This is a genomic window from Rhodanobacter sp. OR92 (assembly GCF_000427545.1).
Taxonomy (GTDB): Bacteria; Pseudomonadota; Gammaproteobacteria; order Xanthomonadales; family Rhodanobacteraceae; genus Rhodanobacter; species Rhodanobacter denitrificans.
The window spans coordinates 1-19,936 of record NZ_KE386558.1 but is presented as its reverse complement, the minus strand read 5'-3'; the positions used below and the strand labels follow the sequence as shown (position 1 = coordinate 19,936).

Sequence of the window (19,936 nt, the reverse complement as noted above, 5' to 3'; positions counted from 1 at the left end):
GCTGCCACCACTTTTTCTACAACCTCGTTAGGCAAACGGAGTTCGCGTGAACCAAAATGAGCCAAGTTATGAACTGAAGAAGTGGCTGGAGAAACGGCAGAGGCTGCAGCGTCTGCGAGAAGCAATTCGGGCTGATGGTGGCCATATCATGCTTAAAAGTACGGATATGGATCCCCGAGAATTGGAGGAACCACTGCGCGGCGAAGCCATTAGCTTTCTGAAACGCGTCGGGCAATGGTCAGGCTAGCTGCCTAACCATCTATCTCAGCGGGCGCGTCGCATGCGCCGCTAAACTTAAGCGTTAGACGCCACCCGGAGATCACACCTTGGAACGGGCCACTCTCTCTCCAACTGATCTAGCTGAGATCTTGTTCGAAGAAATGGTCGAGCAGCCGCATATCCAGAGGTCCAGCCTGGTTATGGATAAACTCACCACTCAGAACTTCCAAAACAAAGCCAAGATTTATCAGGCGGCCGCCCTCATTATGGCCATTATGTCTGCTGCAGAGAAAAACAATGACTTCAACAAAGTCAGGGAAGCGCTAGAAAAACTAATGTTTCCTCCAGACGCAACTTCCTCCGCATTAGACTTAATGTCTCATTTACGCGCTGCGATGGCAGACCTTTCCAAGCTCCTATTTCCAGCCAATCCACGAAATCAGATGAGCTGGGCGCACACATGGCTACATGAAATAGGCGTCGAAGAATCTAATCCGAGCAACCTCTCGCTTTTTGCAATGCAATGCATGGACTACTTCATCAACGCCAGAGAAATTCTTGGCAAGTTCCAGCTACAGGTCTAACTATTCGTTCAAGGCGGACGGCTACGTCGCCGCTTAACTCCAGCGTGAGGTGCCACAATTGGCGCCCATTCGATTTCTCTTAACAGGGGACGCACTATGAAACTCTCCTTCCTCGCACTATGCGTACTGCTGCTTGCCGCATGCGCATCCACAGGGGTAGTGCCAGCAGATCGCGGAACGTACCTAATCTCGAAGCAAAGTGCAGCCGGCATTTTCGGCACCCCGGAGGGGGTTAAGCTGGATATCTACAAAGAGGCAAACGAATTTTGCTCGCGCGAGGGAAAGGCGGTTGAAACCGTTGACGTAAAAGCCGACCATGCGATTCCATTCGTTCGCGAAGGTAGCGCCACGCTGCACTTCAAATGCGTCGAGAAGTAGCTGGCAGGCAAGCGCCTAATCGGTCGTCCAAGCGGTTGCGCGGGAAACTCGCGCGCCGCTTAACTCCAGCGTCAGACGCTATGACTTCCTCTGCATACCAGCGCATTCCAAAGCAAGAGCTCGCCCGCTCTCAGCTTGAGGTTGCTCTGCGCTTTTACATGCAGGGTCAAGAGTATCCGGCCGTAATCACGTTAGCTGGCGCTGCTGAAGAGTTGCTCGGCAAGATCGCTGAGGAAAAAGGTCTAGAGTCTTCGCTCAAGCGGACGCTCCGTGAGCTCCTTGACACTTTCAAGGTGGTCTGGGGTCGCGACGCTATAGAACGTGACTTTGCACAGCTCCGCAATCGCGCCAAGCATGAGCTAAAGCACATATGCTCGGGCCAAGATCTACACATTGACTTTGAGCACGAGGCAGCCGCTATGCTCACCCGCGCTCTTGAGAATTTTTTACTTTGTACCGGCGCATCGCATCCTGGCCAGTACGCATTCACAAGCAGAAAGATCGCGAATTGGCGCGCTAAGCAGGCGGCGGTCTAACATTTTGTTCAAGGCGGAGGGCTACGCCGCCGCTTAACTCAAGCGTTAAACAGCAAGGAGAGTGTCTATGGAAGTGCCTGCATCAATGGCCGCGTATATTGCGGGACTGCTGGGATACTGCCTTCCGAGCGTTTGTTTATGGTGGGCAGTCACCTTTCTGGTGTGCCGTGGCATGTTCCGTTTGCAGTACAAATGGTTTCCGTTTCTGCTCGGTTTCATTGCAGTCTGGATAGTCGACGCAGCGGTCATTCACCTCTTGCGCCAAAATTTTCCGGCTCTAGTTTCGCCACTTGTTTCAAGCTTCATTGTGCCAGTCGTCCTTTCGCTTTCAGTCTTGGTGGCATATGCAAAAGCAACAAAGGCAGGCAAGGCTTCCGGCGGCGAAGCTGTCTAACTATTTGTCCAAGGCGGACGGCTACGCCGCCACTTAACTCAAGCGTTGAAGTTGTAGAAAAACCCCTGTTGGGTAAGTTGATCGCCAGGCAGGAGAAAAGCGACCTCACAAAACGTTCTACAATCGCCGCGCAGCCTGTCGGGAAGGGTTCAAGTATCCCCTGAAGTCATGCGAATCCGCGTCAAGGTACTTTTTCTAGAGCCTCGTTAGGAATTTCAACTATGGGAATTTAAAGTGTCGCGGAAGTTTGCTCCAACGGCCACGTGTCCACTACCTCGGCCGATATATCGCCAGAACTCCGCGAAAAATTTTGTTCGCGTTGCGGTGAACTCACGACTACGATTTGCCCTGAATGCGAGGCGCAAATACGTGGTTACTACCATGTCGAAGGCGTCATCACGCTAGGTGGCAAATACGAGCCTCCACCTCATTGTTATAACTGCGGTGCCGCCTTTCCATGGACGAAGCGTAAGATGGCTGCAGCGATTGAGCTGCTCGAAACGGATGGCGTGCTAACGAACAAGGAGCTCGCTCAATTTCGGGAAGACTTAGCGGTACTGACGATGGATAGTCCCGGTGTCCAAATAGCGTCAATTCGCTTCAAGAAAGCAATGGCAAAGGTTGGCTTGTCCGTAGCATCTGGCGTTCGAGAAATCATCGTCGACGTTCTTAGCGAAGCCGCCAAGAAGGCGCTATGGGGCTCCGGCTCCTAACAATCCTTCAAGGTAGACGGCTTCGCCGCCGGTTAACTCCAGCATTAGGGCTCTGAGAATGCACATGCGCACCATGCCATTAAAAACTCTGCTTTTGATCTCGATTCTTGGCGCCTCGAATGTAAAGGCAGCTGAATTTACCTTCATTCCGAGAAATTCAATCGGACCATCTACACTGCAACTAGAAGGCGAAATCAAAGATGGGGATGCAAAAAACCTAACAGATTGGATACGCAACAATCCTGCTGAGTATCTAGTTACCAATAACATCCAGCTATCTTCTCCGGGAGGCTCTGTATCGGAAGCAATCAAGATTGCACAGATTGTCGAATCTAGCGGTTGGACTGCTCTAGTCAAACAAAGCGAAGTATGTGCTAGTGCTTGCTTTTACATTTTTGCTTCGGCTCAGGTTCGAATTAGTGCGGGCGACGTAATTGTTCATAGGCCCTATTTGGACAAAACTGCGGCAAGTTCCGCAGAGCACTTCCAGCAAATTCAAGGTCAGAGCGCCGCTGCTATTGCCTCTCGGGCATATTTAACCGAAAAGGGTGTCTCAAGTAGCATCATCGACAAGATGATGTCTCTTCCTTCTACGCGGGGCTACGTCTTTACATCTGGAGACTACGAAGACCTTGGTTTCTTAGCTCCGGTTGCAGAGGAGCAGGCGATACGTCGCTGTGAAATCGACAATTCAACCTTTCTGATGAAATACAGACAAAACCGAGAGTGCATTGAGGCAATTTTTATTCCGCTTCGAAATTCGATCATTCAATCGCTTCTGGGGAAGAAAGCACTCGAGGCGGCGGGCGTTCGCGCAAAGAAGCTTTACCTAAATGAGTCTTAGTGAAGAGCCAAGGGTCAGGTCTTGTTTTGCCACGCCGTCTCGCGCAAGGTCTTCCGCTGAATGGCGAGAAGTTCACCTGATCAACGGTCAGGAAGTGAATTTTGGTCGCCGCCCCTGATTTCCACCGAGTTGATGGTGGCGACCAAACGTGACGCTGCCGCTCAATCGTGCTTTGGCGGCGAAGCAGGTCGCCGCCTCACCCCGGCGCCCAGCGCCGCGATCAGCAACACGGTCAGCACGATCTCCGCGATCGCCAGCCAGCGCTCGCCCGCCGAACTCCAGGCCTCGGACACGCCGTGGCAGAAGTAGAACAGGCTGAGGATGCCGACCCAGAGCAGGGCGCGGCGCACGTCGCGCAGGGCGAACAGGGGCAGCAGCAGCGGGACGACGGTGATCGCCAGCAGCAGGGTCAGCGACATGCTCTGCGGCGGCACCAGCCAGGCATGCCAGGCGAGTTGCAGCACGACGAGCAAGGCCCAGGCGGCCAGGCCGACGCGATAGACGGGCAGGATCGGCGCGCGCGTGGCGGCGGTCATGGCGTGTCCGCCAGGCGGCGGGCCACGTCGGCCAGGCGGCGGCCCAGCGCGCGGGCCAGTTCGCGTTCGTGTTCGCTGATCGGGTTGTCGCCCTTGGCGCCGGTGACGTGGCTGGCGCCGTAGGGTGTGCCGCCGCTTTGCGTGGCGGTCAGCGCCGGCTCGGTATACGGCACGCCGAGCAGCAGCATGCCGTGATGCAGCAGCGGCAGCGCCATCGAGAGCAGCGTGGATTCCTGGCCGCCGTGCATGGTGCTGGTGGAGGTGAACAGCGCCGCCGGCTTGCCGACCAGCGTGCCGCTGGCCCATTCGGCGCCGGTGGTGTCGAGGAAATATTTCAGCGGCGCGGCCATGTTGCCGAAGCGGGTGGGGCTGCCCATGGCCAGCCCGACGCAGTCGAGCAGATCCTGCTTCTGCACGTACGGCGCGCCGTCCTCGGGCTCGGGCGGTTGCGCGATTTCGGTCACCGGCGCCACCGGCGGCGCCTGGCGCAGGCGCGCGCGCATGCCGGGCACTTCCTCGATGCCGCGGGCGAGCAGCCGCGCCAGCTGGGCGGTGTGGCCGCTGCGGCTGTAGTACAGGACCAGGATCTCGTGATTCATGTGGCGTCGACTCGTGCGTTTGAGGCATTCACAGCCAATACGCTAGTGTACCGGCCGGTACCCACGATGTTGGTGGTCCACCCGGGCCGCCAGCGAAAGGACAGCGATGATCCGGCGCTTCAACCGCGAACGCACGAAGAGCTTCAGCCGCTTCATCTGGCAGCGCTTCGTCGACGACAAGTGCTTCGAGACGGCGGGTGCGTTGTCGTACACCACCCTGGTCTCGCTGGTGCCGCTGACGGTGGCGGTGTTCGCGATGTTCTCGGCGTTCCCGGTGTTCCAGCCGGCGCGCGACACGCTGATCAACTTCGTGTTCAACAATTTCGTGCCGTCGACCGGCGAGGCGGTGCAGGCGACCATGCTGGGGTTTGCGGCGAATGCCAGCAAGCTCACCGGCATCAGCATCCTGGTGATGCTGTTCAGCGCGCTGGCGATGATGATCAGCATCGAGGACCGGCTGAACCGGATCTGGCGCGTGCACCAGCCGCGCAGCTGGGGTTCGCGCCTGCTGCTGTACTGGGCGGCGCTGACGCTGGGGCCGATCCTGGTGGTCGGCGGCATCGCGGTGACCTCGTACGTGACCGCCGCGCCGCTGCTGCACAGCGCCGCCGACCAGCTCAGCGGGGTCACCCAGAGCCTGCTGGGCACGCTGCCGTTCCTGGTGACGTTCTTCACGCTGTGGCTGATGTATACGGTGATCCCGAACTGCAAGGTATCGCGCCGCGACGCGGCGATCGGCGCGCTGCTCGGCGCGGTGCTGTTCGAGATCGCGCGCTGGGGCTTCGGCCAGTTCGTGCAGCAGGCGCAGACCTACCAGCAGATCTACGGCGTGCTGGCGGCGATCCCGATCTTCCTGCTGTGGATCTACCTGTCGTGGGTGATCGTGATCCTGGCCGCGTCGATCGCTGCCTCGGCGTCCGCGTTCGAATACCACGCGCCGATGCAGACGCTGCCCGAAGGCGCCGAATTTCTCGGGCTGCTGGTGGTGCTGCGGCATTTCGTCGAGGCGCAGCGCAGCGGCGACTGCGTGGACCCGGCCGACTTGCGCGTGCGCGAGCCGTACCTGCGCAGCGCGCTGATCGCCGACTACTTCGACGACCTGCAGCAGGCCGAGCTGATCCGCCGCGGCGACACCGGCGGCTGGCTGCTGTGCCGCAGCCTGGACAGCACCGACCTGTTGCGCGTGTACCGGCACACCGACTACCGCCTGCCGCTGCAGCCGCAGGAGGAGGCGACCGCGCTGGGCATCGCGCTGCCGCCGGAGCTGCTGGCGCTGCTGGCCGAACTGGCCGCCGCGCTGCAGGCCAAGCTGGGCACCCGGCTCGACCAGATCTATCCCCCTGCCGCCGACCCGGCGGCTGACACCGAGGAACTCCCCGCATGAGCTTGTTTTCATCCTTCACCGCTCCGGTTGCCGTGCTGGCCGCGGCACTGGCGTTCGCCACCCCGGCGCAGGCGGCGATGCCGGCGCAGCCGACCCTGCACGTCGCCACGCTGGACGGCAAGACGTTCGACCTGGCCGCGCAGCGCGGCAAGTGGGTGATCGTCAACTACTGGGCGACCTGGTGCGTGCCGTGCATCAAGGAGATGCCGGACATCTCGCGCTTCGTCACCGCGCACAACAACGTCACCGCGATCGGGCTGGCCTACGAGGACAGCGAGCCGGCCGACATCAAGGCGTTCCTGGCCAAGCACCCGGTGGCGTACCCGATCGCCCAGGTCAGCCTGGACCAGCCGCCGAAGGATTTCGACGAACCGCGCGGCCTGCCCACGACGTACCTGATCGACCCCGACGGCAAGGTGGCCAAACACATCGTGGGACCGGTGACCGAGGCGTCGCTGGAAGGCCTGATCGGAGGCAAGTGATGCCGACCGCGCGGTTCATCGTCGGCGGCCGGGTGCAGGGCGTGTGCTATCGCGCCAGTGCCCGCGAGCAGGCGCTGGCGCTTGGCGTGGCCGGCCATGCGGTGAACCGGCGCGACGGCAGCGTCGAGGTGCTCGCCTGCGGCGAGCCGGCGGCGCTCGATGCGCTGGAGCGCTGGTTGCGGCAGGGGCCGCCGGCGGCGCGCGTCGATACGCTCAGCCGCGAGGATCTGCCGGAGCAGGATCTGCACGGCTTCCATACGGCCTGAGGCTCAGAACGTGGCCGGTACCCACAGCGCCTGGTCGGTGACGTGCTCGGTCTTCGGCTTGCCCTTGAGCTTCGGCAGTTTCAGCGCGGGCACGGCTTCCTCGTGCAACGGTACCTGTTGCAGCAGGTGGCGGATCAGGTTGATCCGCCCGCGCTTCTGGTCGTTGAAGTCGACCACGAACCACGGCGCATGCTCGGCATGCGTGCGCTCGATCATCACGTCGCGCAGCCGGCCCATCTCGGCGTACTTCTGCCGTGCGACCCGGTCCACCGGCGACAGCTTCCAGCGTTTCAGCGGGTCGTCGGCGCGCTCGGCGAAGCGTTGTTCCTGCTCGGCCTGGTCCACCGCCAGCCAGTACTTGAGGAGGATGATGCCGTCGTCGGCGAGCAGTTTCTCGAACGCCGGCACGGCGTCGAGGAAGGCTTCGTATTGCGTGCTGCTGCAGAAGCCCATCGCCGGTTCCACCACCGCGCGGTTGTACCAGCTGCGGTCGAACAGCACGAACTCGCCGGCACTCGGCAGGTGGGTGACGTAGCGCTGGAAGTACCACTGGGTGGTTTCGGTCTCGCTCGGCTTGCCGAGGGCGGCAATGCGGTAGCCGCGGGTGTCCAGGCTTTCGGTGATGGCCTTGATGGTGCCGCCCTTGCCGGCGGCATCGCGGCCCTCGAAGATCACCAGCAACCGCTTGCCGCTGCTGCGCAGGCCGCGTTGCAGCCGGATCAGGTCGAGCTGCAGTTCCTTCATTGCGTTGCGGTAGCGTTTGCCCATGTCGATCTCCAATCCTCCAGACCTCCAGCCTCGAAACCCCTCAACTCGTCATTCCGGCGAAGGCCGGAATCGCACTTGCGATGTGCGAAAGCCGAAATGCGATGACCAGCTTCGCTGTTGAAAAGCTCCTCCGGCCTGCGCCGGAATGACGACACGGGGAGGGGTGGCTGCAGGGTAATCCAGCCTGCCGTGACGGTGTTGTCAGGCGCTGCCTAGCGCCTGCAGCAGGTCGGCCTGGTGTTCGCGGGTCAGCGTGTCGATCAGTTCGCCCAGGTCGCCCTGCATGATCTCGGGCAGGCGGTACAGGGTGAGGTTGATGCGGTGGTCGGTGATCCGGCCCTGCGGGTAGTTGTAGGTGCGGATGCGCTGGCTGCGGTCGCCGGAGCCGACCTGCAGGCGGCGTTCCTGCGCCTGCGCCGCGCTCTGCTTGCTCTGCGCCTCGTCGAGCAGGCGCGCCTTCAGCAGGCTCATCGCGCGGGCGCGGTTCTTGTGCTGGCTGCGCTCTTCCTGGCACTCCACCACGGTGCCGGTGGGCAGGTGGGTGATGCGGATCGCCGAGTCGGTCTTGTTGACGTGCTGGCCGCCGGCGCCCGACGCGCGGAAGGTGTCGACCTTGAGGTCGGCCGGGTTGATCTCGACGTCGTCGATCTCGTCCAGCTCCGGCAGGATCGCCACGGTCGCCGCCGAGGTGTGGATGCGCCCCTGCGACTCGGTTTCCGGCACGCGCTGCACGCGATGCGTGCCGGATTCGAACTTCAGCCGCGAGTAGGCGCCCTTGCCCTCGATGCGCGCCACGACCTCCTTGTAGCCGCCGTGCTCGCCTGCGTGTTCGCTGAGGATCTCGACGTGCCAGCGGCGGCTTTCGGCGTAGCGCAGGTACATGCGCAGCAGGTCGCCGGCGAAGATCGCCGCCTCGTCGCCGCCGGTGCCGGCGCGTACTTCGAGGTAGAGGTTGGCCTCGTCGCGCGGGTCCTTCGGCAGCAGCAGGAGTTGCAGTGCGTCGTCGAGATCGAGCAGGCGCCGTTCCAGCCGGTGCACGTCGTCGACCGCCATCTCGCGCAGCTCGGGGTCGTCCAGCATCGCGCGGGTCTCGGCCAGTTCGCGCTCGGCCTGGTCGTGCTCGCGCAGCGAGGCGGCGACCGGTTCGAGCTGGGCGTATTCCTGCGACAGCTCGCGGAAGCGCGTGTTGTCGCCGAGCACCTCGGGCTGCGACAGCAGCAGGCCGATTTCCTCATGGCGCTCGGCCAGTGCCTCGAGCTTGCGGCGGATGGTTGGGGTCATGGCATCACGTGAAGGGTGGCGGAGGCGAAGCAGGCTGCTTCATGAGTTGCGGAACGGGCGCGACAGGCGGCAGCCAGCCGCCCTCGCTACGCGTTCCGCGAGCCGCCGCCTTCTTCTTCGTCCAGACCGTACAGCCGTCCCGCGGCGTGCAGCAGGTCGAGGTCGCCGGAAAGCGCCGCTTCGCGCAGGCGCGCGCTGGGATGGTGCAGCAGCTTGTTGGTCAGCGTGTTGGCGAGGAACGCCAACGCCTCGTCGGGCGATTTGCCGTGGGCCAGCATCGCGCGGGCCTTGCCCAGCACTTCGTCGCGGTAGACCTCGGCGTGCTGGCGCATGTCGAGGGCGGGGTTCTTCAGGGTCAGCGCGCGGCGCCAGGCCATGTAGCGCTCCACCTGCAGGTCGATGATCGCCTCGGCCTCGTGCGCGGCGGCGGCACGCGAGCGCAGGTTGTCGTCGATCACCTGGCGCAGGTCGTCGATGCCGTACAGATACACGTCGGGCAACTCGCCCACGCCGGCCTCGATGTCGCGCGGCACCGCGATGTCGACCATGAACATCGGCTTGCGTTTGCGCGCGGCCATCGCCCGCTCGACCATCGCGCGGGTCACGATCGGCTGCCGCGCAGCGGTGGAGGAAATCACGATGTCGGCTTCGGCCAGGTGCTGCGGCAGGTCGGCCAGCGCGATCGCGTAGCCGCCGTGGCGGCCAGCCAGCTCCTGCGCGGTCTCCGGCGTGCGGTTGGCCACGATCAGCCGGCGCACCTGCTTTTCGGCCAGGTGCCGCGCGGCCAGCTCGATGGTGTCGCCGGCGCCGATCAGCAGCACGCAGGCGTGCTTCAGGTCGGCGAACACCTGCTCGGCCAGGCGCACCGCGGTGAACGCGACCGACACCGTGTGCGCGCCGATGCGGGTGTCCGTGCGCACCCGCTTGGCCACCGCGAAGGTGTGCTGCAGCAGGCGGTCCATCGGCGCCTTCAGCGACTGCGCCTCGCGTGCGAGCTGGTAGGCGTCCTTCACCTGGCCGAGGATCTGCGGCTCGCCCAGCACCATCGAGTCCAGCCCGGTGGCGACGCGGAACATGTGGCGCACCGCATCGTCCTCGTCGTGCCGATACAGGAACTCATCCAGTTTGCCGGGGGTCAGATGGTGATGACGATTCAGCCACGCCTGCGGGATGTCCTCCGCGCCCGCCGCGACGCCGACGTACAGCTCGGTGCGGTTGCAGGTGGACAGGATCATCGCCTCTTCCACGCCGGGCTCGCGGGCCAGCTCGTGCAGGGCCTCGCCGGCGGCGTCCGTGTCGAACGCCACCTGCTCGCGCAGGCTGACCGGCGCGGTGAGGTGATTGAGCCCGAGGGCGATCAACGGCATGGTGGTCGGAACATCTCGGCGGCAGGGATCCGGTGGCGTAGGCTAAGCTTGACGCGACGTCGCCAGGCGGTGACCAGAGCAGGCATGTGGATGGACAATAGTGTGCGGAGCGGGGCCGGCAAGTTCAAGCAACTGCGGCATTTTACGGCAGTAATGATGCTCGCGCTGGGCTTGGCCGCCTGCGCCGATGCGCCACGGCGTTCCACCCCGGAGACGATCGCCACGCCGCAACCGCTGGCGCAGCTGACGGTGGTCACCCCCGATGCCGACCACGACGTGCTGGCGCAACTGCTGGCCGGCGAGATGGCGCTGACCCGCACCGACCTGAAGGCGGCCTCCGCGCACTACGACAAGGCGATGGCCTTGAGCAACGACCCGCAGGTGGCCGAGCGCGCCGCCGGTCTGGCGATCGCCGTGCATGACGACGTCGCTGCCGAACGTGCGCTGCAGCGCTGGCAGACGCTGGGCGCCAAACCCGCCGCGCTGGCGCAGGCACGCGCCCAGCTGGCGCTGGATCGTGGCGATGCCGCCGAGGCGCGGCGCCAGCTGGAGTTCCTGATCGGTACCGGCGACAAGGATGCCTGGCGCCAGTTCGGCCGTGTGCTGGTCGGTGCCCGCGACCAGGCCCAGGCGGCCCGCCTGCTGGAGGCGCTGGCCACGCCGTCGCGCCTGCCCGGTGACGCGCACGCCTGGCTGGCGATGAGCGAACTGGGTGATCGCCTCGGCCGGCACGCCTACGCCGTGCAGATCGCCGACGCCGCGATGCAGCGGTTCAAGAGCGCCGAGACCTACGCCTGGGCGGCGCAGATGAAGTTCAAGGACGGCGACCGTGACGGCGCCCGCGCCTTGCTGCAGAAGGCGCTGGCGAAGGAACCGCAGAGCATCCAGCTGCGCCTGGCCTACGCCGGCATGCTCGGCCAGGCCGGTGACTACGCCGGCGCCGGCCGGCTGCTGGCGCGCGGCCCGCAGAACGCCGACACCTACGCCATGCGCGCCGGACTGGCCGCGCACGAGCAGGACGGCAAGGCGCTGGCCGCGTTGTACCGGGAACTGCAGCACGCGTCGCCGGAGATCCGCGAAAGCAGCGCGTACCTGCTCGGCCAGCTGGCCGAGATGCAGCATCGCGAGGCCGAGGCGCTGGCCTGGTACGACCAGGTGGGCGACACCGACGAGCATGCGTTCGATGCCGATCTGCGCAGCGCGCTGATCCTGCACACGCAGGGCAAGCGCGCCGAGGCGCACGAATTGATGGGGCAGCTGCAGCTGGCCTATCTCGACCAGCCCGAGCAGCTGCGGCAGGCCTGGCAGGCCGATGCCGAGCTGTACCTGCGCGAGCAGAACTACGCGAAGGCCGAGGCCGCATTCAGCCACGCGCTGCAGGTCGTGCCGAACGACCCCGGGCTGCTGTACGGGCGCGGCCTGGCCTATGCCGAGGCCGGCCAGGTCGATCAGGCCGTGCAGGACTTCCAGCAGCTGCTGAAGATCAAGCCCGGCGACGTCGACGCCAGCAACGCGCTGGGCTACACCCTCGCCGACGCGAACCGCGACCTGGCCGAGGCCGAGCGGCTGATCAGCACCGCCCGCGCCGCGAAGCCGAACGACCCGGCGATCGCCGATTCCTGGGGCTGGCTGCAGTACCGCAAGGGCAACCTGGAGCAGGCCGCGCAGACCCTGCGCGGCGCCTGGCTGGCGCGCAAGGACGCCGACGTCGGCGTGCACTTGGGCGAAGTGCTGTGGAAGCAGGGCCACCAGCGCGACGCGCAGCGGGTCTTCGACGAGGTGCGCAAGCTCGACCCGCACAACGTCGCCTTGCAGGAAACCCTGAAGCGGTTGCATCCATGAGGCGGCAGCTGCGTTTCCTCGCCATCGCCTTGCCGCTGCTGCTTGCCGCCTGCGTGCCGCCGGCGGTACGCGTGAAGGGTGACGCCGGCCTGCTCGGCGCGCAGCTTGCGCGCGAACGGGCGCTGGCGCAGGCCGACCACTGGGTGCTGCAGGGCCGGCTTGGCGTCTCCAACGGCAAGGACGGCGGCAGCGGCAGTTTCAGCTGGACCCAGGACGGCGAACAGTACGAGTTCACCCTGCGCGGGCCGGCGATCAGCGGCATGAATTTCCGCCTCAGCGGCGGTCCGCACGGCGCCCTGCTGGAAGGCGTGGAGCATGGCCCGTTGCATGGCCCCGATGCGGAGGCGCTGATGCACAAGGCGCTCGGCTGGGAAGTGCCGCTGCGCGATCTGCGTGCCTGGGTGCTCGGCCTGCGCGCGGACAGCGGCCCGGCCGAGCTGAGCTTCGGCGAGAACCGGCTGCCCTCGCTGCTGCAGCAGGATGGCTGGACGGTCGACTACCGCGAGTGGGACGACGCCCGCCAGCCGCCGCTGCCAACCAAGCTGTTCGCCGGCAAGCCGCCGTACAAGGTGAAGCTGTCGATCGAGTCCTGGCAATTCCGCTGATCGGTTAGGCTTGGCGCCCCGCTGGCCGTCGTCGCCGCACCGGAACCCGAGCATGTCTTTCCCGATCGAACGCGCCGAGCCGAGCGAGGTTGAAGCCCTGTGCGCGATCGAGCGCGAGGCGGTGCAGCTGTTCCGCGGGCATCCGGCATGGCCCAGCTATTCGGCCGTGTCGATCCCGCCGGAACTGTTGCGCCAGGCGATCGACCGCGGCCTGGTCTGGGTGGCGCGGGATGAAGCCGGTGAGCCGGTCGGTTTCGTCTGGCTGGACACCGAATTGGCCGATGGCGCGATCGGCATTGCCGAGATCGACGTGTTGCCGGCGTACGGTCGGCGCGGCATCGGCGCGGCGCTGCTCGAGCACGCCTGCGCGTGGGCGCGCGAAGCCGGCTACCGGCGGGTGGGCCTGGGCACCCTGGCCGAGGTGCCGTGGAATGCGCCGTTCTACGCGAAGCACGGTTTTGCCGTGGTCGACAAGAACGACCCGGCGTTTGCGTTCGCGCGCGATCGCGACCGAGAGAACGGCTTCCCTGACGAACTGCGCGTGTTCATGAGCCGGCCGCTGGCGCCGCTCGTGCCCGGCGCATGGACGGTGTGGCCGGCACCGGCCAAGCTGAACCTGTTCCTGCGCATCACCGGGCGGCGCGCGGACGGCTACCACGAGCTGCAGACGGTGTTCCGCCTGCTCGACTGGGGCGACGAGGTGCGCCTGCGCGTGCGCGATGACGGCGCGATCCGGCGCACGCGCGAGGTGGCGGGCGTGCCCGAGTCCGCCGACCTGGTGGTACGCGCGGCGCGGCTGCTGCAGGAACACGCGGGTACCGCGCTGGGCGCCGATATCGCGGTGGACAAGCGCATCCCGATGGGCGGCGGGCTGGGCGGTGGCAGTTCCGACGCGGCGACCGTGTTGGTGGCGCTGAACCAGTTGTGGCAACTGGGCCTGGACGAGGAGGCGCTGGCGGAACTGGGCCGCCGGCTCGGCGCCGACGTGCCGGTGTTCGTGCGCGGCCGTTCGGCCTGGGCCGAGGGTGTCGGTGAACGACTCACCCCGCTGGCCTTGCCGGCGCGCCATTATGTGGTGCTCGACCCGCACGAGCCGGTGCCGACCGCCGCGTTGTTTCAAGCGCCTGAATTGACACGAAATGCGCCGCGGGCGACAATTTCATCCTTTGTTTCCGGCGAAACGACCGAAAACGCCTTCGCGCCGGTGGTGCGTGCGCGGCACCCGCGGGTGGCCGCGGCGCTGGACTGGCTGGGCGGCTTCGGTCAGGCGCGGCTTTCCGGCAGCGGCGGTTGCGTGTTCCTGGAACTGCGTTCGCTGGAGCGGGCGCAGGCGGTGGCGCGGCAATGCCCGGCGGCGTTCACGGCGCACCTGGCCACGGGCGTCGACGTGTCGCCCCTGCATGAGGCAGCGGCGCGCCATCGGGGCGCGGCGTGACTGTTGGCGACTAGAGACAGATCGGACACGGCAGATACACACATATCACTGGGGCGTCGCCAAGCTGGTTAAGGCACGGGATTTTGATTCCCGCATTCGCAGGTTCGAATCCTGCCGCCCCAGCCATTTCATGATGGCTTTTGTTTCGAGGTAACTACTGTGGACACGTCCACTCCGATGATGCTGTTTACCGGGAACGCCCATCGTGCGCTGGCCGAAGACGTCGCCCACCGCCTGGGCGTGCCGCTGGGCAAGGCGCTGGTCGGCACGTTCAGCGACGGCGAGGTGCAGATCGAGATCGAGGAGAACGTCCGCAAGCAGGAAGTGTTCGTGATCCAGCCGACCGGCGCACCGAGCGCGGTCAACCTGTTCGAGCTGCTGGCGCTGACCGACGCGCTGAAGCGCGCCTCGGCGGCCAGCGTCACCGCGGTGATCCCGTACTTCGGCTACGCCCGGCAGGATCGCCGGCCGCGCTCGGCGCGGGTGCCGATCACCGCCAAGCTGGCGGCCAGGATGATCGGCGCCGCCGGCGTCGACCGGGTGCTGACGGTCGACCTGCACGCCGACCAGATCCAGGGCTTCTTCGACATTCCGGTCGACAACGTGTATGCCTCGCCGGTGCTGCTGGCCGACATCTGGCGCAGCCACAGCATGGACGACCTGATCGTGGTCAGCCCGGACGTGGGCGGCGTGGTGCGCGCCCGCGCGATCGCCAAGCGGCTGGACGACGCCGACCTGGCGATCATCGACAAGCGCCGCCCGCGCGCGAACGTCTCCACCGTGATGAACATCATTGGTGACGTCGACGGCAAGACCTGCGTGATGGTCGACGACATCGTCGATACCGCCGGCACGCTGTGCGCGGCCGCTGCCGCGCTGAAGGACCGTGGTGCGCGCAAGGTGGTCGCCTACTGCGTACATCCGGTGCTGTCCGGCCCGGCGATCAGCAACCTGGAGAATTCGCATCTGGACCAGCTGGTGGTCACCAATACCTTGCCGCTGCGCCCGGAAGTGCAGGCCTGCGCCAAGATCCGCCAACTCTCGGTCGCCGAGCTGCTGGCCGAAACCATTCGCCGCATCGCCTTCGGCGAGTCGGTGAGTTCGCTGTACGTGGATTGATTCCATAGATTTCGCCGTCGCGGCCTGGCCGCCCGGCACCATCGGCTTTTCTGGTCGCGGGAAAGTCACGAAATCGCCGCGAGGCGGTTCTTCACAAACCAAGGTAGCAACGAAATGTCCAAGACTCATGAAATCAAGGCGCAAAGCCGCAAGGACGAGGGGAAAGGTGCGAGCCGCCGCCTGCGTCGTGCGAGCTTCGTGCCGGCCGTGGTGTACGGCGCCGGTCAGGCTCCCGAGAGCATCCAGATCGAGCACAACACCATCCTGCTCGCCGCCAAGAACGAGTGGTTCTTCTCCTCGGTACTCGACCTGAACGTCGACGGCAAGGTGCAGAAGGTGCTGGTGCGCGACTGGCAGAAGCATCCGTTCAAGCAGCTGATGATGCACATGGACTTCCTGCGCGTGGACGAGAAGGCCGCGATCCGCGTCAGCGTGCCGCTGCACTTCCTGAACAAGGAGAAGTCCGCGGCGGCGAAGACCTCCGGCGTGGTGATCTCGCACAACCTGACCGAAGTGGAAATCACCTGCCTGCCGAAGGATCTGCCCGAGTCCATCGAACTGGATCTGGCCGACCTGAAGCCCGGCGACATCATCCACCTGTCGCAGCTGAAGCTGCCGAAGAACGTCGAGCTGGTTGCCCTGCATGGCGGCGAAGGCCACGACACCGCGGTGGTCACGGCCAACACGGTGCAGGAAGAGGCCGAGGAAGCGCCGGCTGTCGAAGCTGCTGCACCGGCTCCTGCCGCTGCTGCGCCGGCCAAGAAGGACGACAAGAAGTAAGCCGCGTCGGCCCGTGCTCGCCTGGAGCGCGGGCCGTCACTGCTGCTTGTCCGCATGGCTGGTTTGCGACTCATCGTCGGGCTGGGCAACCCCGGTGCCGAATACCTCCGAACCCGGCACAACGCCGGGTTCTGGCTAGTTGATGCCCTCGCCAGCGCCCAGGGCGAGCGCTTCGCCTTCGACGGCAAGCTGCATGGCGAAAGCTGCCGCGTGCGCCTCGGCGGCGAACCGGTGTGGCTGCTGAAGCCGGCCACCTTCATGAACAAGAGCGGCATCGCTGTGGTCTCGGCGCTGCGCTATTACAAAATCGAAGCGGACCAGTGCCTGGTCGCGCACGACGACCTGGACCTGCCGCCCGGTACCGTGCGTCTGAAGTTCGACGGCGGCCACGGCGGCCAGAACGGTCTGCGCGACATCGTGGGCCACCTCGGCCACGGCAAGTTCCATCGCCTGCGCGTGGGCATCGGCCACCCCGGTCACCGAGACCAGGTCACGCCGTGGGTGCTGGGCCGACCCTCGGCATCGGACGAGGATGCGATCCTCGACGGCATCGGCCGCGCGCTGGACGTGCTGCCGCTGGCGGCGACCGGCCAGTTCGACAAGGCGATGCAGTTGTTGCATACGAGCAGGGAATAGGGAATAGCGAATCGCCAAGGCGTTCCGTATCCCGTCGTTCCTGTTCTCCACTCCCCATTCCCTCTTCCCGGAATCCAATCCATGGGCATCAAATGCGGCATCGTCGGTCTGCCCAACGTCGGCAAGTCCACCCTGTTCAACGCGCTGACCAAGGCCGGCATCGCCGCGGCGAACTTCCCGTTCTGCACGATCGAGCCGAACGTGGGCGTGGTGCCGGTGCCGGACCCGCGCCTGAACGCGCTGTCGGAGATTGTCAATCCGCAGAAGGTGGTGCCAACCGCGGTGGAGTTCGTCGACATCGCCGGCCTGGTCGCCGGCGCCTCGAAGGGCGAGGGCCTGGGCAACAAGTTCCTGGCGCACATCCGCGAGGTCGACGCGATCGCCCACGTGGTGCGCTGCTTCGAGGGTGACGTGATCCACGTCGCCGGCAAGGTCGACCCGATCGCCGACATCGAGACCATCGACACCGAGCTGGCGCTGGCCGACCTGGAATCGGTGGACAAGGCGCTGAACCGCGCCGAGCGCGCGGCCAAGGCGAACGACAAGGAGGCGCTGGCGCGCAAGCCGGTGCTGCAAAAGCTGGCCGCCGCGCTCAACGAGGGCCGCTCCGCGCGCAGCGCCGGGCTGGACGAGGAAGAGAAGGCGCTGGTGCGCGACCTGTTCCTGCTCACCCTGAAGCCGCTGATGTACATCGCCAACGTCGCCGACGACGGCTTCGAGCACAACCCGCTGCTGGACGCCGTGCGCGAACGCGCAGTGAGCGAGGGCGCCGAGGTGGTGCCGGTATGCGCGGCGATCGAGGAGGAGCTGGCACAGCTGGACGAGGCCGACCGCGACGAATTCCTGAAGGACATGGGCCTGGACGAGCCCGGCCTGAACCGGGTGATCCGTGCCGGCTACAAGCTGCTCGACCTGCAGACCTATTTCACCGCCGGCGTGAAGGAAGTGCGCGCGTGGCAGGTGAAGCGCGGCGCCACCGCACCGCAGGCGGCCGGGGTGATCCACACCGACTTCGAGCGCGGCTTCATCCGTGCCGAGACGGTCGGCTACGACGACTTCATCCAGTACAAAGGCGAGGCCGGCGCGGCGGCGGCCGGCCGGCTGCGCAAGGAGGGCAAGGATTACATCGTCAAGGACGGCGACGTGCTGCACTTCCTGTTCAACGTCTGAGTGCCGTCGCCGCGACCGGTATCGGTGGCTTCGGAGCAGGCGCGGGCGGCATTGGGCGAAGCCTGGCGCGGCCGTGCGAATTGCCTTCCAGGTCAGGGCATAATGCCAAGCTAGAAATCCCGTCGACAGGTGCCAGCCGATGCCCGGTAAACAGCAGGAAGTGACGTTCCGTTTTCTCGCCCAGCCCACCGATGTCAATTTCGGCGGCAAGGTGCACGGCGGCATGGCGATGAAATGGATCGACCAGGCCGGCTACGCCTGCGCGGTGGCCTGGAGCGGGGCGTATTGCGTCACCGCCTCGGTCAGCGGGATCCAGTTCGTGGCGCCGATCCTGATCGGCGATCTGGTCACGGTGCGGGCCCGCCTGATCCACACCGGCACCAGCAGCATGCACCTGGCGGTCGACGTGCTGGCACGTGACCTGCGCAAGGGTGAGCAGCGCCTGGCCACCAGCTGCGTGATGGTTTTCGTGGCGCTGGACAGCCCGGACGGCAAACCGACGCCGGTGCCGCACTGGGAGCCGCACGACGACGGCGAACGGCGGTTGCAGGTGCAGGCCAGACGGTTGCTGGAACTGTCCAAGGGCATGGAGCAACTGGTCGACCTGCACGCGGCTTCGCCGGACTGACAGAAGCCGGGCGCAGATCGCCGGCAGGCGCCGAATCACCGCCGCAAGGTGTTGACAGTTCGGGGCTCGATCCACACAATACGCGTTCTTTGTTGGAGCAATAACCAAGCGACCAACAAGGGCGGACCGCCAATCTGCCGGCCTGCGCCTTCGATGGTTTGCCTGGAACGGGCTCGATCAGTCCACGGGCGGGTTCGAAGGGGCGGAGGGCAGGATGCCCGAAGTCATCCACCTTCCGGGTGCAGGCGGCACGCAACACTCAGGACAAAGAAGATTCTGGAGGGATACCCAAGCGGCCAACGGGGGCAGACTGTAAATCTGCTGGCTTACGCCTTCGGTGGTTCGAATCCACCTCCCTCCACCAGAGCAAGTTGACATCGGATTGGCCGCTTCAATCGATGGCAGGTTTCACCGGGTCGCAGGAGCGCCCCGATACGCGACGCGAGAGCGGCGCGACCCGCAAGGGAAGGGACAGGATGTCCGGCAGGAGTTCCGCACAGAGCGGGAGTAGTTCAATGGTAGAACATCAGTTTTCCAAACTGATTACGCGGGTTCGATTCCCGCCTTCCGCTCCATTGCGCTGCCCCTGCCAAGCCAGGTTGACGTTGCATGTGCTGCACAAGTCGACGCCTTTTTGAAGAGTCCGGCAGGACGCCGGTCTTGATCTTCGCCATCATGGAGGATGGCTAAAACTTCCGCTCATGTAGCTCAGTCGGTAGAGCACTTCCTTGGTAAGGAAGAGGTCACAGGTTCGATTCCTGTCATGAGCACCATTCCTTCGGCCGTCATGGCCGGCCCTGAAACGGGCGTTTTCTTTCAATTCATTGACTCCATCGGGGTTTAGCGCGCATGGCAAAGGGTAAATTCGAACGCACCAAGCCGCACGTCAACGTCGGCACGATTGGTCACGTGGATCACGGCAAGACGACGCTGACGGCGGCGCTGACGAAGGTCGGTGCGGAGCGCTTCGGTGGCGAGTTCAAGGATTACAGCGCGATCGACGCGGCGCCGGAAGAGAAGGCGCGCGGCATCACGATCTCGACGGCGCACGTGGAATACGAGTCGCCGAAGCGGCACTACGCGCACGTGGATTGCCCGGGGCATGCGGACTACGTGAAGAACATGATCACGGGTGCGGCGCAGATGGACGGCGCGATCCTGGTGTGCTCGGCGGCGGACGGTCCGATGCCGCAGACGCGCGAGCACATNCTGCTGAGCCGTCAGGTGGGCGTGCCGTACATCGTGGTCTACCTGAACAAGGCGGACATGGTGGACGACGCCGAGCTGCTCGAGCTGGTCGAGATGGAAGTGCGCGAGCTGCTGACCAAGTACGACTTCCCGGGCGACGACACGCCGATGATCCACGGTTC

23 protein-coding genes, 4 tRNA genes and 1 pseudogene are annotated in these 19,936 nt (G+C 64.9%); 23 read left to right on the top strand and 5 right to left on the bottom strand.

Translation table 11 applies throughout. The features are described from left to right. Positions 1-46: 46 nt before the first annotated feature. The 7 genes and pseudogenes from RHOOR92_RS19770 to RHOOR92_RS19755 all read left to right on the top strand — a co-directional run bounded on the left by RHOOR92_RS19770 (position 47) and on the right by RHOOR92_RS19755 (position 3,668). Positions 47-247 (top strand): hypothetical protein, encoded by a 201-nt coding sequence (locus RHOOR92_RS19770; RefSeq protein ID WP_155943250.1) that lies wholly within the window; start codon positions 47-49, stop codon positions 245-247. Between the two features lie 79 nt (positions 248-326). Further along, complete coding sequence (locus tag RHOOR92_RS18895) at positions 327-803, top strand: hypothetical protein (protein ID WP_008435536.1); 477 nt, start codon at positions 327-329, stop codon at positions 801-803. 96 nt (positions 804-899) lie between these two features. Continuing rightward, positions 900-1,181, top strand: a complete 282-nt coding sequence (locus RHOOR92_RS19765; protein ID WP_155943249.1) for a hypothetical protein — start codon at positions 900-902, stop codon at positions 1,179-1,181. 80 nt (positions 1,182-1,261) lie between these two features. After that, positions 1,262-1,717, top strand: coding sequence for a hypothetical protein (locus RHOOR92_RS0116370; protein ID WP_008435534.1), 456 nt, complete (start codon positions 1,262-1,264; stop codon positions 1,715-1,717). A 67-nt stretch (positions 1,718-1,784) separates the two neighbouring features. After that, positions 1,785-2,111 (top strand): hypothetical protein, encoded by a 327-nt coding sequence (locus RHOOR92_RS19760; RefSeq protein ID WP_155943248.1) that lies wholly within the window; start codon positions 1,785-1,787, stop codon positions 2,109-2,111. A gap of 248 nt (positions 2,112-2,359) precedes the next feature. After that, positions 2,360-2,824 (top strand): annotated as a pseudogene (locus RHOOR92_RS18890) (DUF2321 domain-containing protein); the annotation flags it as partial. A gap of 64 nt (positions 2,825-2,888) precedes the next feature. Then, positions 2,889-3,668 carry a hypothetical protein gene (locus tag RHOOR92_RS19755; RefSeq protein ID WP_155943247.1) on the top strand — a complete coding sequence of 260 codons (780 nt, stop codon included), beginning with the start codon at positions 2,889-2,891 and terminating at the stop codon, positions 3,666-3,668. A 161-nt stretch (positions 3,669-3,829) separates the two neighbouring features. On the opposite strand, the gene RHOOR92_RS0116360 is transcribed toward RHOOR92_RS19755, so the two are convergent. Together RHOOR92_RS0116360 and wrbA are read right to left on the bottom strand one after the other, a co-directional pair. After that, the gene (locus RHOOR92_RS0116360; RefSeq protein WP_008435531.1) at positions 3,830-4,204 is read right to left on the bottom strand and encodes a DUF2069 domain-containing protein; all 375 of its coding nucleotides are present in this window, start codon (positions 4,202-4,204) and stop codon (positions 3,830-3,832) included. Beyond that, a complete protein-coding gene (gene wrbA, locus RHOOR92_RS0116355; protein WP_008435529.1) occupies positions 4,201-4,803 on the bottom strand; it encodes an NAD(P)H:quinone oxidoreductase in 603 nt (200 codons plus the stop codon). Before wrbA ends, RHOOR92_RS0116360 begins: the two co-directional genes overlap by 4 nt. A gap of 106 nt (positions 4,804-4,909) precedes the next feature. Here wrbA and RHOOR92_RS0116350 point away from each other — a divergent pair, with 106 nt between their 5' ends. From RHOOR92_RS0116350 to RHOOR92_RS0116340, 3 genes are read left to right on the top strand one after another with little or no spacing between them, the layout of a single operon-like run. Beyond that, entirely contained in the window at positions 4,910-6,187 is a 1,278-nt protein-coding gene (locus tag RHOOR92_RS0116350) for a YihY family inner membrane protein (protein ID WP_008435528.1), read from the top strand. Beyond that, complete coding sequence (locus RHOOR92_RS18885) at positions 6,184-6,669, top strand: TlpA disulfide reductase family protein (RefSeq protein WP_015447066.1); 486 nt, start codon at positions 6,184-6,186, stop codon at positions 6,667-6,669. Before RHOOR92_RS0116350 ends, RHOOR92_RS18885 begins: the two co-directional genes overlap by 4 nt. Further along, positions 6,669-6,935 (top strand): acylphosphatase, encoded by a 267-nt coding sequence (locus tag RHOOR92_RS0116340; RefSeq protein WP_015447067.1) that lies wholly within the window; start codon positions 6,669-6,671, stop codon positions 6,933-6,935. The genes RHOOR92_RS18885 and RHOOR92_RS0116340 overlap by 1 nt, the downstream gene beginning before the upstream one ends. 3 nt (positions 6,936-6,938) lie before the next feature. On the opposite strand, the gene ppk2 is transcribed toward RHOOR92_RS0116340, so the two are convergent. The 3 genes from ppk2 to hemA all read right to left on the bottom strand — a co-directional run bounded on the left by ppk2 (position 6,939) and on the right by hemA (position 10,351). After that, positions 6,939-7,703 (bottom strand): polyphosphate kinase 2, encoded by a 765-nt coding sequence (ppk2, locus tag RHOOR92_RS0116335; RefSeq protein WP_027490735.1) that lies wholly within the window; start codon positions 7,701-7,703, stop codon positions 6,939-6,941. 201 nt (positions 7,704-7,904) lie between these two features. Beyond that, entirely contained in the window at positions 7,905-8,984 is a 1,080-nt protein-coding gene (gene prfA / locus RHOOR92_RS0116330; protein WP_015447069.1) for a peptide chain release factor 1, read from the bottom strand. An 86-nt stretch (positions 8,985-9,070) separates the two neighbouring features. After that, the gene (hemA, locus tag RHOOR92_RS0116325; RefSeq protein ID WP_015447070.1) at positions 9,071-10,351 is read right to left on the bottom strand and encodes a glutamyl-tRNA reductase; all 1,281 of its coding nucleotides are present in this window, start codon (positions 10,349-10,351) and stop codon (positions 9,071-9,073) included. A 153-nt stretch (positions 10,352-10,504) separates the two neighbouring features. Here hemA and RHOOR92_RS0116320 point away from each other — a divergent pair, with 153 nt between their 5' ends. From RHOOR92_RS0116320 to RHOOR92_RS0116260, 13 genes are all read left to right on the top strand, one after another. Further along, complete coding sequence (locus RHOOR92_RS0116320; RefSeq protein WP_027490734.1) at positions 10,505-12,193, top strand: tetratricopeptide repeat protein; 1,689 nt, start codon at positions 10,505-10,507, stop codon at positions 12,191-12,193. Continuing rightward, positions 12,190-12,798 (top strand): lipoprotein insertase outer membrane protein LolB, encoded by a 609-nt coding sequence (gene lolB / locus RHOOR92_RS0116315; protein ID WP_008435516.1) that lies wholly within the window; start codon positions 12,190-12,192, stop codon positions 12,796-12,798. Before RHOOR92_RS0116320 ends, lolB begins: the two co-directional genes overlap by 4 nt. Positions 12,799-12,850: 52 nt before the next feature. Continuing rightward, the gene (ispE, locus tag RHOOR92_RS0116310; RefSeq protein ID WP_008435514.1) at positions 12,851-14,233 is read left to right on the top strand and encodes a 4-(cytidine 5'-diphospho)-2-C-methyl-D-erythritol kinase; all 1,383 of its coding nucleotides are present in this window, start codon (positions 12,851-12,853) and stop codon (positions 14,231-14,233) included. Between the two features lie 49 nt (positions 14,234-14,282). Further along, a tRNA-Gln gene (locus RHOOR92_RS0116305) sits at positions 14,283-14,359 on the top strand. Positions 14,360-14,410: 51 nt separating this feature from the next. Continuing rightward, the gene (locus RHOOR92_RS0116300) at positions 14,411-15,352 is read left to right on the top strand and encodes a ribose-phosphate diphosphokinase (RefSeq protein WP_174315862.1); all 942 of its coding nucleotides are present in this window, start codon (positions 14,411-14,413) and stop codon (positions 15,350-15,352) included. 114 nt (positions 15,353-15,466) lie between these two features. After that, positions 15,467-16,132 (top strand): 50S ribosomal protein L25/general stress protein Ctc, encoded by a 666-nt coding sequence (locus RHOOR92_RS0116295; protein ID WP_015447074.1) that lies wholly within the window; start codon positions 15,467-15,469, stop codon positions 16,130-16,132. A 54-nt stretch (positions 16,133-16,186) separates the two neighbouring features. Continuing rightward, positions 16,187-16,768: an aminoacyl-tRNA hydrolase gene (gene pth / locus RHOOR92_RS0116290; protein WP_015447075.1), complete on the top strand. Its 582-nt coding sequence runs from the start codon at positions 16,187-16,189 to the stop codon at positions 16,766-16,768. An 81-nt stretch (positions 16,769-16,849) separates the two neighbouring features. Beyond that, positions 16,850-17,938: a redox-regulated ATPase YchF gene (gene ychF / locus RHOOR92_RS0116285; protein ID WP_008435509.1), complete on the top strand. Its 1,089-nt coding sequence runs from the start codon at positions 16,850-16,852 to the stop codon at positions 17,936-17,938. 139 nt (positions 17,939-18,077) lie between these two features. Further along, positions 18,078-18,566 (top strand): acyl-CoA thioesterase, encoded by a 489-nt coding sequence (locus RHOOR92_RS0116280; protein ID WP_027490733.1) that lies wholly within the window; start codon positions 18,078-18,080, stop codon positions 18,564-18,566. A 278-nt stretch (positions 18,567-18,844) separates the two neighbouring features. Next, positions 18,845-18,930, top strand: a tRNA-Tyr gene (locus RHOOR92_RS0116275). A 137-nt stretch (positions 18,931-19,067) separates the two neighbouring features. After that, positions 19,068-19,141: transfer RNA gene (locus RHOOR92_RS0116270), tRNA-Gly, on the top strand. A 122-nt stretch (positions 19,142-19,263) separates the two neighbouring features. Continuing rightward, a tRNA-Thr gene (locus tag RHOOR92_RS0116265) sits at positions 19,264-19,339 on the top strand. 76 nt (positions 19,340-19,415) lie between these two features. Next, on the top strand, positions 19,416-19,936 hold a 521-nt coding region (locus RHOOR92_RS0116260; RefSeq protein ID WP_027490291.1), incomplete at its 3' end, for a GTP-binding protein.

Bases quoted from the DNA above. Each gene is read 5' to 3' on its own strand.
- RHOOR92_RS0116295 (WP_015447074.1), top strand. From the start codon at position 15,467: ATGTCCAAGACTCATGAAATCAAGGCGCAAAGCCGCAAGGACGAGGGG.
- RHOOR92_RS19760 (WP_155943248.1), top strand. From the start codon at position 1,785: ATGGAAGTGCCTGCATCAATGGCCGCGTATATTGCGGGACTGCTGGGA.
- RHOOR92_RS0116300 (WP_174315862.1), top strand. From the start codon at position 14,411: ATGATGCTGTTTACCGGGAACGCCCATCGTGCGCTGGCCGAAGACGTC.
- ppk2 (WP_027490735.1), bottom strand. From the start codon at position 7,703: ATGGGCAAACGCTACCGCAACGCAATGAAGGAACTGCAGCTCGACCTG.
- hemA (WP_015447070.1), bottom strand. From the start codon at position 10,351: ATGCCGTTGATCGCCCTCGGGCTCAATCACCTCACCGCGCCGGTCAGC.
- pth (WP_015447075.1), top strand. From the start codon at position 16,187: ATGGCTGGTTTGCGACTCATCGTCGGGCTGGGCAACCCCGGTGCCGAA.
- RHOOR92_RS19755 (WP_155943247.1), top strand. From the start codon at position 2,889: ATGCGCACCATGCCATTAAAAACTCTGCTTTTGATCTCGATTCTTGGC.
- wrbA (WP_008435529.1), bottom strand. From the start codon at position 4,803: ATGAATCACGAGATCCTGGTCCTGTACTACAGCCGCAGCGGCCACACC.
- RHOOR92_RS0116370 (WP_008435534.1), top strand. From the start codon at position 1,262: ATGACTTCCTCTGCATACCAGCGCATTCCAAAGCAAGAGCTCGCCCGC.
- ychF (WP_008435509.1), top strand. From the start codon at position 16,850: ATGGGCATCAAATGCGGCATCGTCGGTCTGCCCAACGTCGGCAAGTCC.
- ispE (WP_008435514.1), top strand. From the start codon at position 12,851: ATGTCTTTCCCGATCGAACGCGCCGAGCCGAGCGAGGTTGAAGCCCTG.
- RHOOR92_RS0116350 (WP_008435528.1), top strand. From the start codon at position 4,910: ATGATCCGGCGCTTCAACCGCGAACGCACGAAGAGCTTCAGCCGCTTC.
- RHOOR92_RS0116340 (WP_015447067.1), top strand. From the start codon at position 6,669: ATGCCGACCGCGCGGTTCATCGTCGGCGGCCGGGTGCAGGGCGTGTGC.
- RHOOR92_RS0116320 (WP_027490734.1), top strand. From the start codon at position 10,505: ATGATGCTCGCGCTGGGCTTGGCCGCCTGCGCCGATGCGCCACGGCGT.
- RHOOR92_RS0116280 (WP_027490733.1), top strand. From the start codon at position 18,078: ATGCCCGGTAAACAGCAGGAAGTGACGTTCCGTTTTCTCGCCCAGCCC.
- prfA (WP_015447069.1), bottom strand. From the start codon at position 8,984: ATGACCCCAACCATCCGCCGCAAGCTCGAGGCACTGGCCGAGCGCCAT.
- RHOOR92_RS0116360 (WP_008435531.1), bottom strand. From the start codon at position 4,204: ATGACCGCCGCCACGCGCGCGCCGATCCTGCCCGTCTATCGCGTCGGC.
- lolB (WP_008435516.1), top strand. From the start codon at position 12,190: ATGAGGCGGCAGCTGCGTTTCCTCGCCATCGCCTTGCCGCTGCTGCTT.
- RHOOR92_RS18885 (WP_015447066.1), top strand. From the start codon at position 6,184: ATGAGCTTGTTTTCATCCTTCACCGCTCCGGTTGCCGTGCTGGCCGCG.
- RHOOR92_RS19765 (WP_155943249.1), top strand. From the start codon at position 900: ATGAAACTCTCCTTCCTCGCACTATGCGTACTGCTGCTTGCCGCATGC.